At 38.7% G+C, this 15,133-nt stretch carries 12 protein-coding genes and 1 CRISPR repeat array; of the genes, 8 read left to right on the top strand and 4 right to left on the bottom strand.

The genetic code is table 11. The features are described 5' to 3' along the window. Positions 1-3: 3 nt before the first annotated feature. Positions 4-939: an SMP-30/gluconolactonase/LRE family protein gene (locus H6G59_RS13410; RefSeq protein WP_190715336.1), complete on the bottom strand. Its 936-nt coding sequence runs from the start codon at positions 937-939 to the stop codon at positions 4-6. Positions 940-1,097: 158 nt separating this feature from the next. After that, complete coding sequence (locus H6G59_RS13405; protein ID WP_190715144.1) at positions 1,098-1,238, bottom strand: hypothetical protein; 141 nt, start codon at positions 1,236-1,238, stop codon at positions 1,098-1,100. Positions 1,239-1,248: 10 nt separating this feature from the next. On the opposite strand from H6G59_RS13405, the gene H6G59_RS13400 reads away from it, so the two are divergent. The 3 genes from H6G59_RS13400 (at position 1,249) to H6G59_RS13390 (ending at position 4,226) form a co-directional block, all read left to right on the top strand. Next, positions 1,249-1,395, top strand: a complete 147-nt coding sequence (locus H6G59_RS13400) for a hypothetical protein (protein ID WP_190715143.1) — start codon at positions 1,249-1,251, stop codon at positions 1,393-1,395. Between the two features lie 66 nt (positions 1,396-1,461). Continuing rightward, entirely contained in the window at positions 1,462-2,514 is a 1,053-nt protein-coding gene (locus H6G59_RS13395; RefSeq protein ID WP_199332028.1) for an ABC transporter substrate-binding protein, read from the top strand. Beyond that, positions 2,511-4,226: a sensor histidine kinase gene (locus H6G59_RS13390; RefSeq protein WP_242038868.1), complete on the top strand. Its 1,716-nt coding sequence runs from the start codon at positions 2,511-2,513 to the stop codon at positions 4,224-4,226. The genes H6G59_RS13395 and H6G59_RS13390 overlap by 4 nt, the downstream gene beginning before the upstream one ends. A gap of 321 nt (positions 4,227-4,547) precedes the next feature. Here the strand turns inward: H6G59_RS13390 and H6G59_RS13385 are convergent, their stop codons facing one another. Continuing rightward, positions 4,548-6,710, bottom strand: a complete 2,163-nt coding sequence (locus tag H6G59_RS13385) for a WYL domain-containing protein (protein ID WP_190715141.1) — start codon at positions 6,708-6,710, stop codon at positions 4,548-4,550. 345 nt (positions 6,711-7,055) lie between these two features. After that, positions 7,056-8,971: direct repeats of the CRISPR family, unit length 36 nt; unit sequence CCCCACCGATTGGGTTAAATCGGAATAATTGGAAAC. Positions 8,972-9,212: 241 nt separating this feature from the next. On the opposite strand from H6G59_RS13385, the gene H6G59_RS13380 reads away from it, so the two are divergent. Continuing rightward, positions 9,213-9,548 carry a hypothetical protein gene (locus H6G59_RS13380; protein ID WP_190715139.1) on the top strand — a complete coding sequence of 112 codons (336 nt, stop codon included), beginning with the start codon at positions 9,213-9,215 and terminating at the stop codon, positions 9,546-9,548. Positions 9,549-9,683: 135 nt separating this feature from the next. On the opposite strand, the gene H6G59_RS13375 is transcribed toward H6G59_RS13380, so the two are convergent. Further along, positions 9,684-10,532, bottom strand: a complete 849-nt coding sequence (locus H6G59_RS13375) for an Rpn family recombination-promoting nuclease/putative transposase (RefSeq protein WP_190715137.1) — start codon at positions 10,530-10,532, stop codon at positions 9,684-9,686. Positions 10,533-10,992: 460 nt separating this feature from the next. Here H6G59_RS13375 and H6G59_RS13370 point away from each other — a divergent pair, with 460 nt between their 5' ends. Genes H6G59_RS13370 through H6G59_RS13355 form a run of 4 tightly spaced genes read left to right on the top strand, consistent with a single transcriptional unit; the run spans position 10,993 to position 15,132 of the window. Further along, the gene (locus H6G59_RS13370; RefSeq protein ID WP_190715135.1) at positions 10,993-12,765 is read left to right on the top strand and encodes a Cas10/Cmr2 second palm domain-containing protein; all 1,773 of its coding nucleotides are present in this window, start codon (positions 10,993-10,995) and stop codon (positions 12,763-12,765) included. After that, a complete protein-coding gene (locus tag H6G59_RS13365) occupies positions 12,726-13,790 on the top strand; it encodes a type III-B CRISPR module-associated Cmr3 family protein (protein WP_190715133.1) in 1,065 nt (354 codons plus the stop codon). Before H6G59_RS13370 ends, H6G59_RS13365 begins: the two co-directional genes overlap by 40 nt. Positions 13,791-13,801: 11 nt before the next feature. Then, positions 13,802-14,686, top strand: a complete 885-nt coding sequence (locus H6G59_RS13360) for an RAMP superfamily CRISPR-associated protein (protein ID WP_190715131.1) — start codon at positions 13,802-13,804, stop codon at positions 14,684-14,686. After that, positions 14,683-15,132, top strand: a complete 450-nt coding sequence (locus H6G59_RS13355) for a hypothetical protein (RefSeq protein ID WP_190715128.1) — start codon at positions 14,683-14,685, stop codon at positions 15,130-15,132. Before H6G59_RS13360 ends, H6G59_RS13355 begins: the two co-directional genes overlap by 4 nt. Position 15,133: the final 1 nt, after the last annotated feature.

Genomic DNA, 15,133 nt, shown 5'->3' with positions numbered 1-15,133 from the left:
CTATCACCGTAGATATCCAGCTTTCCCAACCTCAAGCCGAACAACCGTTGCGGCTACAACACCAGTGGGAGGAGGTAAAAACATCCCCCCATTTGTGACAACATAAATGGCAGTGCGATAGCTGCGCTCGCCGAAGGCATCGCTCTCTAGTTGACCAAAAGCAACTGCTGTACTACCAATTACGTTCTGCTCCGATTGAGCAATAATAGTTGTAGTTCCATCGGGCGCAATTTTGACTACACTGTTATAAACGTGAGTTGCCCCGTAAAGATTGCCCTCCACATCAAAGGCAAAATCGTCAATATTAGTCTGCTCAACGAAGATTTCCGGCTCACTGGGTTTATTTGCTGTGTCAATCGCAATCCGCAACAGTAGCTGTTTATCAGTATTGGAAACATAAAGCTGGTCATTAAACCACTTCAAGCCATTTACAGCCGGAATTATGCTTTCTGGACTGTTGCGAGCCAACAAAGGATGTTCTAGCCAAATTGAGGCACTGCGTTGGGCAATATCAATCAGCCAGATTGCACCTCGATAGGAATCTGCCATTAAATACTGTGTATCGGAGAGTGGTGTAATGCCATTAGGGAAAATTGCATCTGGCAATGTCATTAAAGTTTCCACAATGCCATCTGCACTCACCTGAAAAATTGCCGATACAGAATCAGCATTCCATCCAGTTGCTATCAAATCACCATTAGTAGTGAAAGCCAGTCCACTAACTTTGCCATCAACACTAGCATGAATATCTTGGCTACCATCCGGTAAAATACGTACAATCTTACCTATTTCATGATTCGTCACCAAGATAGTTCCATCTGGAGCAATGACAAGATTTTCTAGGAAGGTGTTAACTGGGAATGAAGCAATAACTTGGGCTGGTACTAATTCCACTGGGGTATTAGCATAAATAGGCGGTAATCCTGTTGAGTTCTCCATTTGAATGAAATTCTCCCAAAGGTTGCTAAACAATGAATTTATAAAAATCAATACCTTTGCCAAATTGAAAAAGCCTTGATTCGTAGGTTGGGTTGAGGCACGGTAGCGTGCAGTCGGCATCAGCCATAACCCAACAAATGCTTTGGGTTTTGCTACGCTCACCCCAATCTAAAAAAAATGGCAAAGGTATTGAAAAATTGAATCGGGTTAACAAACGAACGATTACGCCCCTGTGCTTTTGCTTGATCAAGGGCTTGATCTGCGGCCTCAATCAGATCCAAAGGAACTATATCAGCCATAGGAATCATTATGCTTGTCAACCAAGGACTTTCATCTCCGTATTTAATCAGAAATGGTTTCGGATTACTATATAATGATCACAATGGCAATTCTCTTATGGGTAAAGTAGGTGCGATCGCACCGCTCTCTTCTCTACGTTCCCGGAGGGTGTCGTAGACGGAGGCTACGCGTAGCTTAATTCACCGGAAAGATACGCCGTAAGCATCGCTGGGCAAGGCTTTTTTGGAATTGATACTTCTGTTTCCTGCTTTAACTAATATCTTTGACATTAGACAACAAGTGCAAAAATCCCTCGGTGTCATCTTTGGTGTGACTTTATGTCTCAGTTTAATATTGCATAGTTGCTTCCTGATTCCCAAAACCCAACTACAACCACTAACGATAGGAATCACAACCTGGCCTGGATTTGATATTGTTCTCTATGCCAAAGCCACCGGCATCTTCAAGGGTCGGGGTTTGGATGTAAATCTAGTCCGGTTTGAAAATCAGCAAGATTCTTCCAGGGCAGTCATGCGAGGCTCACTAGATGCTGCATTTGTGGCTCTCTGGGATGCAGTACAGGTCGATGCGGGAGACGATAAACCCGTGATTGTCCTGGTCACCAATATTTCCTATGGGGCTGATGGTATTGTCGCCCAAGCCCCCATCAAAACGGTAAAAGATTTAAAAGGAAAACGAGTTGGAGCCAAACTGGGTACGGTTAACCATTTAATTTTGTTGGAAGCCCTCCAGCAACATAAAATGTTACCCACGGATGTACAAATAGCAGATGTTGCTAATGAAACAGCGGCTCAACTGGTAGAAAAAAAACAGCTTGATGCGGCCGTGATTTGGCAACCACTTTTGGGTGAGACAGCGAAGAAAGCTCAGGGAAATATTATTTATACAACCAAGGAAGTGGACAGCCTGGTAATTGATACACTGCTGACTCGTAAAGCAAACGTCCAGGCTAAGAAAACAGAACTAATTAAGTTTTTGTCTGCCTGGTTAGATATCATGTATGCAGTCCAGACAAAGCCAGCAGAAGTTTATGAAAAAGTTGCTCAACTTCTCCAACAATCACCTGTGTCCTTTGCCAGTGATTATGCTGGTTTAAAAAAAGGTGACATCCCAATGCAAAAACGGATGTTTCAAGACCAAGGTCGCTTGCAGCAAGGACTGGAACAGATGAGTCAGTTGCTTCAGTCCGACAAAAGAGCAGGGAGATTGCCACGTCAGGATCTGGAAATCAATCGTGAACTGATTACGACTGCAATTGAGGGTTGGAAATCTTGAGGGGATTATCCTGGTTACGTACACACAATTTATCACAGCAACTTCTCTTTAGCTGTGGTTTGTCCCTAGCAACTGTTGGGTTAGGAACCCTGTGGATTAATTATCAGTTGATCCAATCAGACCTGGAAAAACAAGTCCGCACACGCGCTCAAATAATTACGCAATCGATTGAATTTGCCAGTGAAGGACTGTTAGAAGTAGAGCAACGTCATATTTTACGGCGAATTATTCAGAACTATGCAACTTTACCTGCCATTATCGAGATTACCATTGTCAACGGGGATGGAATTATTCTGGCAGATAGTCAAGGAAGCCGAAAGCGTTTTTATACACAAAAACATCCAGAATTGCGACTAGGTATTCTCCAATCAGCGAATACGGGCATTGCCACTTCTTATGAGATAGTGTTGGATAAAAAACCAGTATTGGTGCAAATCTTGCCTTTTAGCAGTGTTCTGTTTGGGACTTCAGGACGACGGGGGTTAGCGATCGCTATTATAGACTTGAGACAAATGAAAGCCCAAGCTGGCAGAGCTTTTCTTACTTCTACGCTCACATTGCTGTCGGGGATTGTGATTATTTTGTGGTTGATGTGGGTACTGATCCGGAGAAATGTTTTGCGTCCTCTGAATATTTTAAACCAGGCTGTAGCTATCAGTAAAGAAACAGCTACCTTCTCTATGCCAGAAAAAATACCTGCCAATGAAATTCAGTTTTTAGCAAACACATTTCAGGCTGTCTTTGAGCAACTACAAACTCATGAACAACTCAAAAGTGAGATTACCCAGCGTCAAAAGGTGGAAGAAATATTGCGAGAAAGTGAAGCTAGAGAACGTAGTAAATCTGAACAATTAGAACGAACATTACGAGAATTGCAACAGGCTCAAATCCAACTCGTGCAAAGTGAAAAAATGTCTAGTCTGGGACAGTTGGTGGCTGGAGTTGCCCATGAAATCAATAATCCTGTCAATTTTATCCACGGTAATCTTAGCCATCTTGAGGATTATGCCCAAGACTTACTGCGGGTAATTCACTTGTATCAAGAAAATTTAAAGATGAATCCTGAATTTCAGGCTTTATCTGAAGAAATTGATTTAACTTACATCCAAGAAGATTTACCAAAAGTCCTCACTTCTATGAAAGTTGGTACTCAACGCATCCGTGAAATTGTGCTATCTTTACGTACTTTTTCCCGTCTGGATGAAGCTGAATTCAAAGCTGTGGAAATTCACGAGGGTATCGATAGTACGCTGATGATTTTGCAACATCGTCTTAAAGAACAAAAAAATCGTCCAGCTATTCAAGTTATTAAAAACTATAGCAAGTTACCTCTATTAGAATGTTATGCTGGACAAATTAATCAGGTGTTTATGAATATTCTCAGCAATGCTATTGATACTTTAGAAGAGAGAATGCTCAAGGAACCGCTACTTCCAAAAATTACCATTAATACTTCGTTAATCGATTCAGATTGGGTAAAAATTGCGATCGCTGATAACGGGCTAGGAATGCCAGAAAATATTCAAAAACAGATTTTTAATCCCTTCTTCACAACTAAATCGGTTGGTAAGGGAACGGGAATGGGAATGTCAATTAGTTATCAAATTATTACTGAAAGACATAAGGGCTTTTTGGAATGTTCTTCTATAAATGGTGCAGGAACTGAGTTTGTTATTAAAATTCCTATTTATCAACAAGACAAAAATGGCTAATTGATTCAGCCAAAAATTATCGCAGAACTTCGTAATTTTTGGATTATTCTTAGAGGATGTCTGAGAAGTATCAGAATTGATCAAGATCCCCCCTCACCCCCTTTTCCCAGGGGGGATAAATTACTCAAAGTCCTCCTTTTTAAGGAGGATTTAGGAGGATCTACAAGTGTTAGATCCCACACGAAAAAGTTTTCAGACATCCTCTTAAGCTTTCTTCGGGTGCTTTCGTCAAAGTGAGATAAAAGCTTATTTTTTTGTTACAGCCGTGGACAGGGTGGTTAGGACATCAATTGATAATGAAACTCCCACTACAAGAGGGTTTTACTCCTGAACCGGAGGTCTGCGAAGCGTCTCCTGAATTCTGCTGTAATTCGCCCTAATTTCTTCACCTATTGTCTTTACCCTCTCTACCAAATTTTCTGGAGTGATGACTTTCACACCTCCACCAAACCCAATAATCCATCTTTGCAAATCAAAATCATCTAAAGTCCATTTAGGAAATATTGCTTGAAAACGATGGGGGAAATGGCGATCGCTTGTTCTGTCCAAACAAAATAGAGACTTGGGTAAATTACTCGTTGTCTTCTGAATCGGTGGCGACATTTTCATCTGTGCAAACCGTTTTGTTCCCTCAGTAATAAACGGATAAATCCGATCATTAAACCAAAGTTCCACCGTCACGCAGACTTGCATTCGTTCTTGTTGATCTGTACTGAGAAACAGTTTTTGGTCAATGCTGCTATTTCCTAAGTGCATTCCCGCACCAGATTTAAATAATTTCTGTAACTTTTGTAGTGCCTTTTCCTGTAATTCTGCGTTGCGTTGTTGGCTTTGTGGTCTACCTAAACATAGTCTATCCAGACGTTCAAACCGCAATAAACCAGCAGTTTCACCACTGACGCATTCATAACCCAAATACCAAGCAAAGTTAGAAAACACTATTTGTAATGGATAGGCTAAGAAAAAGTCTTTTTCATCTCCTTCGTACCTACCCACACCTGCAAACCGTTGTAACTCTAAAAGCCTTCCTTCGACAATTGCTGTTTCCAACTGAGTGAGATTATTACTTAAGGCGCTACTATGGAGATATTTGGGGTCTACAATGGAACTATTAGCGATCGCCCTCACCGGATAAATATTTTCAGTATTTTCAATAGTATGTGTTTGTAACAATCGTTCTCTAAACATTTCATAAATTGCTAAAGCTTGAGGGTCATTTAAACTCTTAGCTTGGGATTGAATCATATCAAAAACCTTGATTAATTCTGGTTTAGAAAGAATGCCAGTACCAGCAAAATAACCGTGACGCATTGAAAACTCCGATAATATTTTATAAGGTTTTAAAACTCTTTCAATATCTTTACGAATTGTAGCTTTTCGTGTACGATAGTCGTCAATTATTCCAGCTTGTGCAAGAGAGCGAATTAAAGTATTCAAACTACCTACACCCATGTCAGCCAAAAAAGGGTAGTGGATAATAAAGCGAATCGTGCCAATTAACCGCTCAAAAACTTGTTTATCTGAGTAAGAGTGGAATCCACTTAAAGATATCAATTCATCACTTTTAAATTCTTGAGTATTTTGACTAATTACAGGGAAAGTTGCATTAATAATTCCTTGAGTTTCCAACCATTCTAAATCAGCCGCTATCGCATCTTTATTTGCATAAACCCCACCCCGCAGTTTAGCCATAATAGCAGTAATTTCTTCTAGAGAATTGGTAAAATTAGGAAGATAACCCAGAATATCTTCTAATAATTTCGGGTTGTTGATATGAAATTCACCAATACCAGGATAATTAATGATTAAGAATATCAAATATATCAAACGCTCAAAATCTAATAAATGACTATAACGATGGGGTGTGATGTTGGCATGACGATTTTGGCAATTGACAATTTTACGGGGAACATCTGTAATTATTTTGGCAATTTGATGTAAAGAAAAATTGGGTGCAGTAACATCAATTTTATTGATAGCAGCGAATCCTTCCCCATTAATTGGTGGAAAGTCTTGCAGCATTTGATACATACACTCAATAATATTAGTAGGAACTTGGCGTTGGCGTTGTTGATTCCACTGAATGCAAATTTCCAAAGGAGTTTGTAAATACCAACCAATCCAGTTAGGTTGGGTTAATTTCCATTCTGCTAGTTGACTATTGACTTTGAGTAAAAAGTCCATGCGAAAGGAACGTTTACAATTAGTAGCATCGTAAATAATACTTTTTTGTAGACTAAGAGCAGTACAAATACGGTTAATGGCAATGGCTTCGATTTTGTGCCATTCTCCTTGAATTGCTGCATCACCGTATAAATCTTGGCGGATGTCGTCAGTGGAGACGATTTCGCAATTTCCTGTGCTGGATAGGAGTTTGGCAAAGGTTGATTTACCGCTTCCTGGTGTGCCGATGAGAAAATGAACGATGATTGTTTTGGAGTCGGTTTTAGCTGCCTGTTGAGTTTTGCGTCGAGATGTTGACATATTAATGTATAATTTTACTTAATTAGTTATATAGTTGGAATAAGTGATCATTTTACATCGCTTGTGCGAATGACTAAGAAGATATTTTGTCAACATAAGGTTCTATCAAAGTCTTTCTGTATCTAGGTTGGAGGCTGTTTGAAGAGGTTTTTGTATCATGACTATCGACACACCCCGGCAAATCGCCCAAACCCCTATTCTTTCGTTGAGGTGTGTCGATAGCTTACTGTGTAAGGGTTTGAGCTATGTGTTTGACTAATTTTTTAGCTGGTTTTACAATCTTTTTTAGAGGTGCGTCGATTTGTGGTTCCAAATCCTTACTGGGTAAGGGCTGCTAGACGAACTCCCCACCGATTGGGTTAAATCGGAATAATTGGAAACGCTCATTGTTCTGAACCTGTCATTATTCAAATGTAACCCCCACCGATTGGGTTAAATCGGAATAATTGGAAACGCTTGGTCAGCATGGTATCCGCCAATAAAGTCAACTCCCCACCGATTGGGTTAAATCGGAATAATTGGAAACACGAAAGAACAATTGAGGAGGGACTACAGTATAGCCCCCACCGATTGGGTTAAATCGGAATAATTGGAAACAGAAGAATGGGGGTTAGTCGTTGGCGATTTTAATCGCCCCCACCGATTGGGTTAAATCGGAATAATTGGAAACGTTTATGTCTGTTAATGCTCTAATCTCGTAGCCCCACCGATTGGGTTAAATCGGAATAATTGGAAACGTTAAAAAACCAAAAGCCAAAACTACCAACGCAAGAAACCCCACCGATTGGGTTAAATCGGAATAATTGGAAACGCTGGTTCTTGATACTGATCTTGTGGTTCCCCCACCGATTGGGTTAAATCGGAATAATTGGAAACTTTTACCAAGTCCACCATAGATAGTGTCATTACCCCCACCGATTGGGTTAAATCGGAATAATTGGAAACGATTAAGCGAGCAACTTCTGCGGGTTGTGCGTTAACCCCACCGATTGGGTTAAATCGGAATAATTGGAAACAAAGATGGTTGCGTTAGAAAGACGAAACTGATGCGGACCCCACCGATTGGGTTAAATCGGAATAATTGGAAACTTTCGCAGGCGTTCGCGGGGTCTGTGAAGATCGCCCCCACCGATTGGGTTAAATCGGAATAATTGGAAACTGTTCTTGGTACCCAGTTCCACTGGTGGAGGGTTGTCGGCCCCACCGATTGGGTTAAATCGGAATAATTGGAAACATCAAAAAAAGGGGAGAACAAATCGCTGCCCCCCTTTCCCCACCGATTGGGTTAAATCGGAATAATTGGAAACGCTGTATCATGCGCGCAACTATTTCTGCCATTTGACCCCACCGATTGGGTTAAATCGGAATAATTGGAAACTTTCAACCCTTTGGGGGTCTTCTTGGGTTGCAAAAATACGGTCCCCACCGATTGGGTTAAATCGGAATAATTGGAAACCACAGGATAGAACGTTTCTGGGTCAATCCAGTTTGCTCCCCACCGATTGGGTTAAATCGGAATAATTGGAAACTTCATTTTGTGCTTCGAGAACAATTTCTTCTGTATCCCCACCGATTGGGTTAAATCGGAATAATTGGAAACAAAAGCAATCATAAACAATCCTTTGCTTGGTTTCCCCACCGATTGGGTTAATTCGGAATAATTGGAAACCAGAACTAGAAGAAAAGCGTTTTCTTCAACTGGGGATCTACCCCACCGATTGGGTTAATTCGGAATAATTGGAAACCTTTTTCTACGACGGTGTCAGAGATGCTATTAAATTTTCCCCACCGATTGGGTTAATTCGGAATAATTGGAAACTACAAAATTTTTGTAGGTTAAAAACTGTTTGAGTTCCCCACCGATTGGGTTAATTCGGAATAATTGGAAACGCTAACTGATTCTCGCCTTTGACGGAGGGGCTTCCTCCCCACCGATTGGGTTAATTCGGAATAATTGGAAACACGTTTTCGAAAGTCATAAGACGTCGGAAAATAAAGAATCCCCACCGATTGGGTTAATTCGGAATAATTGGAAACAACAAAACTCCCTCCGAAGAAAAACGAAAAAAACATAAATACCCCACCGATTGGGTTAATTCGGAATAATTGGAAACACGAAATAAGTTAAATGTCATTCCATTAAGTAACTCTACCCCACCGATTGGGTTAATTCGGAATAATTGGAAACCCAGTTGCGTTGGTTATTGGCTTGTTGTCAATATAAGCCCCACCGATTGGGTTAATTCGGAATAATTGGAAACTTGTTTGACAATTATAGAAGTTACGCATTGACAAAAAACATCAAATATGTGTAGATGTGAAAAACACATTTATCGTAGGGGTTTAGCAGTGCTAAACCCCTACCCCACGGTTGATTTATCGGCAAAAATAGAATTAATTGCAGCCGGAAATAAGGTATTTTAGTGAACGCATATCACGATTGATTTGTACAGTGCGTAAGTCCTAAATTAGTAAATTGAATTGTAATTAGAAAATCAAAAAATGATTCGTTTAGTTTTTGTTTTTGCTGTTATTTATTTATCTTTTTCTTGTTCAGCACTACTAGAAGAAGAAAAAACTCAAGAAGTGCGACTATACTGCACTAAAAACACTTTTTCCACAATTAGCATTACCTGGAAGAGTAATCACGTAAAGCACAATCGTTTTGTGAACAACAATTGTTCCCTAAAAACTCCCGTCTATGTTGGGAGATTCTTATTTTTTAATAGCTTAAAATCTACCCAAGAAGAAGTTATTACAGTTGGCTCTGTAGTAACAAATAATAAAGGCGGCATTGATATAATTGACGTTCGAGGACTGACCGAAGTCCGACAGTAATCGTCAAACAGATTTCTGGGGTCAGGTATATTGCAGCGATTGGTAAGGGTTTAGCACTGTGCTTTACCCCTACAAATTATGATTTTTACGTCCTAATTTTGGTAACTGAGGCTATAGCTACTAATTAACAAAAAATCATGAAAAAGTTTGCCGTAATTCCTCAAAATTATTCGCTAAAACCACACTTCGCAAAATCCCTTGTAATTGTTCCAAATCATTAATTTGACAAATTTGAGGCATTAATTCCAAACCCTCATTACCAAACTTCGCTTCCAAACTCATTTCTATGTTAGAAAGCATTTCTTCTTTTCGTCCCCGTGCTTCTCCTTCTTTTAGTATTTCTTCATACCAAGGTGACTCTCGTAAAACTGCCATATCCCACCTCATGATATCTTTCACTAACGCACTTTCTAATACAAAGGTAGCAAAAAAGGCTAGAACCGTCTCCAGTTGATTTAATTCTTGATCTTGACGTAAGATTTGCAATGCTTCCCTAATTATAAACTCATTTCCTCCTCCTTTGAGAATTGGGACAAAGGGAAGTAATGAAGGCAAAGATTGTTGAAAGGGAATATTCACATCAACTTCCCACAAATTAATCACGCGGTAATCTTGGGTTGCTGTTAATCCGGCAAAATTTGATGTAAATCTCGTAGGTATTTCTACATCGCTAGTTGGCAAAATATTAATTAATACCGGGTAAGTCGGTAATTCATATTTTTCTTCTGCAAGTGCTGCATAGCAACGCATTCGTCGAGGCATTTTGGTATTGTAGCGCAGTTGCAGTTCATTTAATACGAGAAATTCTCCATATTCTGGACTTGTGGCACGGATTAATACATCACTTTCTCTACTTATCCATTGAAATTCCCCCGATAAAATTTCATGGGCTTTGATATTAGGAATATCCGTCACCCATCTTACCCAATTGTCAGGGGCAAGGCTAATTAGTTTTTTTGTGCTGGTATCTGTTGGTTTTGGCATTTTTTAAGATGCACTTTTGTCTAGAGATTTATCATAATTTGAAATGGGAAAGAGTGAATGATTTATGGTTGAAAATGCGTAGGCGTAGCCCGTCGGAGACATCGCTCTTTTCAAAATAGGAATTAACTGTAAATCCTGTTCCCCTCCACGAAACAGCGGGGAGAGGTTAGGGGTGGGGTGTTATCTTATATTTCAACTGATTGCCATATTTTTCGTCATTCGCATGAAAACAGTTTGGAACTCAGGTCATCTCTGCAACACTTAGTAATATGAGCGTTAGGTTGAAAAATAACAAGTAAGGGGATAACCAGTTCTTTTTACTTTGTTACTTTTCCTTTACGTATTGTTACATAGATAATAAAGAAAATCAGTTATTTTGAGTAGCATTTAAGTTGTTCATTATACGATTTTCTAGTGCCAGACATTGTTGTAAAAGTTGTTTACGTGTTGAAGTAAGAGTATGGCTGATGAAGCAAAAGACACATACACTGCTATTACCTTTGCACCAGTGCAAGGATTTATCGAAAAATCACGGAAGTTGAGGGACTTATATGGTGCGTCTTTAATTTTGTCCTACCTTAGTCAACAGATAGTACTAGCAGCACATAAACCTCCAGAAACGACAGTAATTTCCCCTGCAAATATTAATTTACAAAAAGGAATGCCGAACCGCATCCTTATAAACGGTCATTTTCCCAAAGATACTGCACGGGAGATATTATTAACAGCTTGGAAGGATATACTTGCAGTTTGTCGTAACTGGATTGAGACAGAATTATCCGATTATAAATATGAGTGGGAACGTGAGTGGGGACATTGGGGAAACCATGCTTGGGAAATCTTTTGGGGGCAAGGTAATTCTATCGCAAATGCAATGGAAGATTTGGAAACTCGCAAACTTTCTCGTAATTGGACTGCAATTAACTGGATTGGTGAAAGTTCAAGTTTAACAGGTACAGATGGAATTGCATTTCCAGGATTGGGTGGAGAAAATCGTAACCCTAAAAATTTAACCTATCGCTCTGAACAAGATGATATCACAACGTTTTATGGAGATTTAGCATATATAACTGAAAACAGAGAAAATTCTCAGGAAGAAGAACCAGAAACAGAAGAATTAGAAGAAGAAGAAGATATTGCTGAAGAAGCTCAAGCAGAAGGTAAATTCATCGCGCTTAACGAACAGTTGAGTATTCCTGAATTAGTTAAACGTCTGGTAACTTGTGAGGATGTCAGAAAAGATATAGGAATAAAAATTGGAGGAAATAGTTTTTCTTTTGGGAAATTACCCAAAGGATTTAAAGAAATTCGTCGCAAACCGACTGCAACTCAGCCTGGACAATGGACTGGTTGGTTTATGGGAGATGGAGATGAAGTTGGAAAAAAGTTGAAAGAACTAGCCAATAGCGAAAAAGCAGAAGATAATCTTCGAGAATTGACTATAGAACTACGTAATTGGGGTAAGGATTTTTATGGATACTTACCAAAGCAAAAACTAGGCAGAATTATTTACGCCGGTGGAGATGATTTTTTAGGAGTAATTTATAGTAAAAATGTCAGAAAACCAATTCCTGGATTGACTGCATTGGAATGGTTAATGACATTAAATAATAAATGGCACGAACATAAACAAGATATAAATGTCAGCGTTGGTTTTGTCTGGGTTGCGGGGAGTGTTCCCCAACGAGATGTATTGCAACATTGTCGTCAAGCACAGGAGACAGCCAAAAGTTTAAAGCGCGATCGCGTGACCATTAGAATTGTATTTAATAGTGGACAGTATGTAGAATGGACTTGTCCGTGGAAATACTTGCATATTTTGAAAAAATATACAGACGGAAAAGGTAACACTTATCCAGAATGGGAATGCAAAGGTCGGGATAGTAAATACGAACCGAATTGGACGCATATATACAGTGATTTAGCCCAACTCAAAGCCCGTCACGCTTTTGGACTAGGAGAAAACCGTCGTCGTCAAGAAATTGATAGTGATAACACCGCTAAACAAAGTAAAATTCTTGACTATCGTCGATATTTTTTAGAATTTTTTGGTATTTATTTTCCTAGTTATCAGGAAATACTTAAAACTCACGAAAAATTTCTTGTGGGTGCAAGTGATGATGCAAGTTCCGCTCAAAAAGCTTTATTAATGATTGATTGGATAGAAAATTTAATTACAATTGGTTGGTATTTATGTGCAAATACAAATACATCATCATCATCAGACCATTAGGTTTTTTATATGGTAGTGCAGGTGCATTTCTGTCACCAGAAAATTTAGTTGGTCGTTCTGGAGAAAAATTTCCCCCTAGTGCAGCAGTTCTTTCTGGTTTATTTTTTAGTGCCAAATTAGCAGATAAAAACTTCCCTAAACCAGAAGCAGAGGAAACTCACGAAAAATTTACTCAAAAATTGCATACTGCGGGTCCATTTTGGGCTAAATCTGGATATGAACAAAATTTTTATGTGCCAATTCCTTGGCATAGAATTATTGCTGGAGATAAGGAGAAATATAGAGACGAATGGGTATTAGATAAAAATGGAAATTGGCAGCGACAAAGACAATATCAAGAAGATGAAGATAAATTAGAACCAGCTTTTACATGGCAAACTATTACATCTTGGAATAAGAATAAACTAGATTGTGCTACTCATCCTTGGGATTATGTATCTTTTCTTCATCCTCACATGAAAGATGACCAAAGGCACTCCAAAGAGAAAGATGGTTTGTTTCTAGAAAGTGCCGTACAAATGCCAGAAGATACTTGTTTAATTTATTTATCAAGCCATAAATTAAAAAATGGCTGGTATCGTTTTGGAGGAGAAAATCACATTGTAGAAATTGAATGTGAAGAGATTAAAAATTCAGAAGTTATCAAAGTTTTTGATCAAAAAATACAACAAGCATTTGCTTTAATTTCTCCTGCTGTTTGGGGTTCAACCCGGTTTTCTTATCGTTTTCCCCAACATCCTGATTTAGTATCATATTTTCCAGAAGACAAAACTAAATTACTAACTGATAAAGCCATACCTTATCGGTTCAATTCCGCTGGAAGATTAGGAAGAGGACGTTATGCAGTTCCCGCCGGCAGTGTCTATGTATTACCAAAACCACTTAATAAAACTTGGAGTGAATTTGATGAAAACTGGTTTCCAAATCAGGGATATAGCTTACAAAAAATTGGTTCTGGTTTGTGTTTACCAGTAGAAATTAAAGGTTTACAAAAGTATCAAGAAACTCAATTAGTAAATCAATAGGAGAGAAAATCATGTATCAGAAAGCTTGTGGAATTATTGAAACCTTAGCACCAGTTCATGTGGGAGCGACAGCAGGGGAAGAAAACGGTAATTTAAACCTTATCTTTCGTGACCAATTTACCCAAACTGGCATTATTAATGGTAGTTCAATTCGCGGTCGTTTGCGAGCCGATATGCGTCAATATTGCGAATATCTCAAAAAGAAAGGAGAAACAATTCCTCCCGAACAAGATGAAAATTTTTGGTATGGAAGAAAAGCTGAACCTGGAGAACCAGATAGTACCAGCGAAGCTGTAATTAAATTAGAACACGCTTCTATTGTTTGGCTACCTGTTTTTTGTCCAGGACAACCAATTGTCTGGGTAACTTGTCCTAGTTTACTCAAAAGATATAATCGTATAGCTGGGTTAAATAAAAAAGCTAATGAAATTCCTAGAGAATATACAGCTTCTAAAAAGTTATGGAATAGTGCCTTAGAATCTCAGGGTAATAAACATAAAGGTAAGAAATTTCTCTTTTTTAATCTCGGTTTTTTAGAAATTAAAAGAGAAGGAAATTTATCAGATTGGTTTCCTTTAGGTGAAGATTTACCAGCAGTAGTAGTGGATGATAATGATATAGCGATGATTCACGATATGGCTTTATATCGTCAAAGTCGAGTCGCTTTGGAAGACGATAAAAAAATGGCTAAAAAAGGTCAATTTTTTAATACTGAGGCATTACCTGAAGGTACAATTTTAGCCTTCCCCATTGCGATTAAACCCCATGATAAAGATTGGGATTGGAAACCGATTCAGGGTAAATTAAGTGGTGAAATATATTTGGGTGGACTTGAATCTATTGGTTTAGGTCATTGTCATTTAACAATTAAGCATATTAGTGAGGAAAAATCATGACTTGGAACTCTTATGAATTAGACCAAAAAGCACAGCATTTAGTCCTTAAGTATCGAGACAAAGAGGTTTTAAAAGAATCTCACAAAATGCGCGTCACAGCAGCTTATGGATTAGAAAGATTTTGGGGAGAGCATTTACGCTTAATGAGTAAGGGAAAAGATAGCGAAGATTACAACAAAGGAGAATTTTGGTTAGAAACTTGGCAAGAGTTAGTAGAAATTATGAAGAAAGCTGGAATTATTGTTCCTAATGAAAAAATAGGGCGTGACAGCAAAAATTTTAAAACCGAAGATATCAAAAAAATGACGGCTCTGTTTTGGGATAAAGAGCAATTTCCCATTGAGCATCAAAGAGTAACTTTAGCTGTTTTAACTCAATTTTGTGACAGTTTAGTTTGGTGGACACAGCGATTTAATAAAGTTAAAGAGAAAAAAGAGGAAAAATAAC

The organism is Anabaena lutea FACHB-196 (assembly GCF_014698305.1).
GTDB lineage: Bacteria > Cyanobacteriota > Cyanobacteriia > Cyanobacteriales > Nostocaceae > Anabaena > Anabaena lutea.
This window is presented reverse-complemented; position numbering and strand designations above follow the sequence as displayed.